The organism is Kitasatospora sp. NPDC059722, from assembly GCF_042733235.1.
Classification (GTDB): Bacteria; Actinomycetota; Actinomycetes; order Streptomycetales; family Streptomycetaceae; genus Kitasatospora.
This window is the reverse complement of the sequence record NZ_JBHWGD010000080.1, coordinates 1-3363: the sequence shown is the minus strand read 5'-3', so window position 1 is coordinate 3363 and position 3363 is coordinate 1. Positions and strand designations below refer to the sequence as shown.

Below are 3363 nucleotides of genomic sequence, written 5' to 3'. Positions count from 1 at the left end.
GGGCGGGGGGGGGGGGGGGCGCCCCGGGGCGGGGGCGGCCCCCCCCCCCCCGGCCCGGCCGCCCCCCGCCCGGGGCGCGCCCCCCCCAGGCCCGCCCGGACCTGCGGCCGACACGTTCGAGTGGTCATGAGGGCATCCGCGGTTGACGTCCCTCCGGCGTCCGCAGATTTCGAAGCATCAGTTCCCTTCCGCAGCACTCACCTCGCTGCTCTCCGCCCCACTGGAGGAACGATGCGCAAACTCTGGGCCACGGCGCTCGCGGCCGTGCTGAGCGTGGCACCCTTCGCCGTCGCCCCGACGGCCGCAGCGCCGGTCCCGACGCCGACGCCGGCCGCGGCGCCGGCCGGTGCCGCCCTGGCCCTCACCCCGCCCATGGGCTGGAACGACTGGAACGCCTTCCGCTGCGAGGTCGGCGAGCAGCTCGTCGAGCGGACCGTCGACACGATCGTCGCCACCGGCCTGAAGGCGGCCGGCTACGAGTACGTCAACATCGACGACTGCTGGATGACCCACGAGCGCAGCCCCGACGGGCACCTCGTGCCGGACCCGGTCAAGTTCCCGCACGGCATCGCGGGCGTGGCCGACTACGTCCACGCCAGGGGCCTCAAACTCGGCATCTACGAGAGCGCCGGCGTGGAGACCTGCGCGCACTACCCCGGCAGCCTCGGCCACGAGCAGCAGGACGCGGACTCCTTCGCCTCCTGGGGCGTCGACTACCTGAAGTACGACAGCTGCCCCGGCAACCAGCCGACCCCGGCCCGCGAGCGCTACCGGACGATGGGCGACGCCCTGGCCCGCACCGGCCGTCCCATCGTCTACAGCCTCTGCAACTGGGGCGAACAGGACGTCGCCGACTGGGGCGCCGAGATCGGGCAGCTGTGGCGGACCACCGACGACATCAGACCCACCTACAGCCGGATGCTGGAGATCTTCCACGTCAACGTCCAGCTCGCGGACCGCGCCCGGCCGGGCGCGTGGAACGACCCCGACGCACTGGAGGTCGGCAACGGCATGACGGCCGACGAGGACCGCGCCCACTTCTCGCTCTGGGCCGCCATGGCCGCCCCGCTGCTCGCCGGCACCGACCTGACCAGGGCCACCCCCGGGACCATGGCGATCCTCGGCAACACCGACGTCATCGCCGTGGACCAGGATCCGCTCGGCAAACAGGGCCGGCCGGTCACCATGGCCAACGGCCTCGACGTCCTGGCCAAACCCCTCGCCGACGGCTCCGTGGCCGTCACGCTCTTCAACGAGAACGCCGAACGTGCCGTCATCTCCACGACCGCGTACGCCGTCGGCCTGCCCGCCGCCGACCACTACGTCCTGCGCGACCTCTGGGAACACACCACCGGCGAGACCGCGGACGCCATCGCCGCCGAGGTGCCGGGCCACGGCGCCGTCATGTACCGGATCACCGCGGCGGGGTCCGGCCCGAACCGCTGACCCCACGTCGGCCCTTCCCGACCCCGCGTCAGCCCTTCCCGGCCCCGCGGCGGCGAGTACGCTTGTCCGCCCAGCACGCCGGCCCGGCCCGGGCCGGCGGCCACGTACCGCGGGGGAGGGGCGGCCCATGCCGGAGCAGCCGTCGACGTCGACCGGCACCACGGCACCCGAGCGGACGCTGCACGGGCTGCTGCTCCTGACGGAGGCGGTGGTCGAGCTGTGCCTCGCCCCGCTGGGGCAGGACGTCCCCGTCCTCGGCCTCGACGTCTTCGACCGGCCCGAACCGGGCGCCGGCCGCGGCGACCTGCTCGTCGCCGTCCGCGTCGACCCCCGCTCCGAGCAGGCCCTCACCCTGGTCCGGGCGGCCGGACGCGACGGCGCCGCGGGCGTCGTCTTCCGCGACGAGGGCGCCGGCCCGCCGAACGGCGCGCTGCGTGCCGCCGCGGCCGAGGCCGGGGCGGCACTGCTCTTCCGCCACAGCTGGGTCGACTGGGCGCAGCTGATCGCGGCCCTGCGCGCCGCACTGGAGGTGGCCGGCGAACCGGAGGCCACCACCGTGCCGCTCGGCGACCTGGACGCGCTCGCCGAGGCGCTGGCCCCCCTGGTGGGCGGGGCGGTGACCATCGAGAGCCCGCACTCCCGCGTGCTCGCCTACTCCTCGAACAACAAGGACGTCGACGACATCCGCCGGGACACCATCCTCACCCACCGGGTACCGCCCGACCGGGTCGAGGCGATGCGCAAGAACGGCTTCTTCCACCGGCTGCGCACCACCCCGGGCGCGCTCCACCGCCGCCCGCTCGGGGACGTCCCCGAGCGCGCTGCCATCGCGGTCCGCGCCGGCGAGGAGATCCTCGGCTCGATCTGGGTCGCACCGACCGACCGCCCCCTGCCGCCCACCGTCTCCGACGCCCTCCAGGCCGCCGCCCGCGTCGCCGCCGCCCACCTCCTGCACGACCGGGTGCGCCGCGCCGGACAGCGCGAGCAGGTCCTGGAAGCCGCCCGCGCCCTGCTGGACGGCCGGGGCTCGGCCGACGCGCCGGCCCGCACCGGGCTGCCCCCGGCGCAGCCGTGCGCCGTACTGGCCATCGCCGCCACATCCGAGAGCCCTGACACCGACGGCCGGCTCGCCCGCACAGCGGCCGGACACTGCACGGGACAGGGCCACCACGCGCTCGCCACGGCCTCCCCCGACGGCGCCCGGGTCCTGCTCGGCGGCCTGGACCGGGACCCGCGACGGGCCGCCGCACAGCTCACCCGCCTCGCCGACTCCCTCGCACGGGAACTGTCCCAGGACCCCGCCCACCCCGTGCGCATCGGCATCGGCGAGGTCCGGGACCGACTCGACCTGGCCGCGGAATCCCGCCGCACCGCCGACCTCGCCCTGCGCGCCCTGCTCTTCGCCCGCTCCGCCCAGGCCGCCGCCCGGGCCTTCGCCTCCGTGGCGGACCTGCCCGACGCCGTCGCCCTGCTGCACGCCCTGGACACCCTGCGCGACGCGGCACCGCCGGACAGCTCCGTACAGCGATTGGAGGCACACGCCACCCGCACCGGCGAACACGTGCTGCTCGACACGCTGCGCGCCTACCTGGAGCACTCCCGGGACGGCGCCAAGGCCGCACGCGCCCTCAACGTGCCCGCCGGCACCTTCCGCTACCGCCTGGAGAAGGTGAAGAAGGTCTGCGGCATCGACCTGGACGACCCCGACGCCAGGCTGCTCGCCCACCTGTACCTGCGGCTGACGGATCCCCGGCGCTGAGCCCGCCCCGCCGGTTCCGTCGCACGGCACGGCGAAACCGCCCCCGAACCGTCGCCCCGCACCAAAGGGGCGACCGCCCCCCCCCCCCCCCCCCCCCCCCACACCCCCCCCCCCCCCCCAAACCCCCCCCGGGGCCGCATATACGCCCCCCCGCGCCC

Annotated in this window: 2 protein-coding genes; both read left to right on the top strand. The window is 76.0% G+C overall.

What is annotated here, in order from left to right:
* The first annotated feature begins 231 nt into the window (after nucleotides 1-231).
* On the top strand, nucleotides 232-1446 hold the full coding sequence (locus tag ACFV4F_RS34310) for a glycoside hydrolase family 27 protein (RefSeq protein ID WP_380508516.1): 1215 nt from the start codon (nucleotides 232-234) through the stop codon (nucleotides 1444-1446).
* 127 nt (nucleotides 1447-1573) lie between these two features.
* Entirely contained in the window at nucleotides 1574-3205 is a 1632-nt protein-coding gene (locus ACFV4F_RS34305; protein WP_380508513.1) for a PucR family transcriptional regulator, read from the top strand.
* Nucleotides 3206-3363: the final 158 nt, after the last annotated feature.

Bases quoted from the DNA above. Each gene is read 5' to 3' on its own strand.
- ACFV4F_RS34310 (WP_380508516.1), top strand. From the start codon at position 232: ATGCGCAAACTCTGGGCCACGGCGCTCGCGGCCGTGCTGAGCGTGGCA.
- ACFV4F_RS34305 (WP_380508513.1), top strand. From the start codon at position 1,574: ATGCCGGAGCAGCCGTCGACGTCGACCGGCACCACGGCACCCGAGCGG.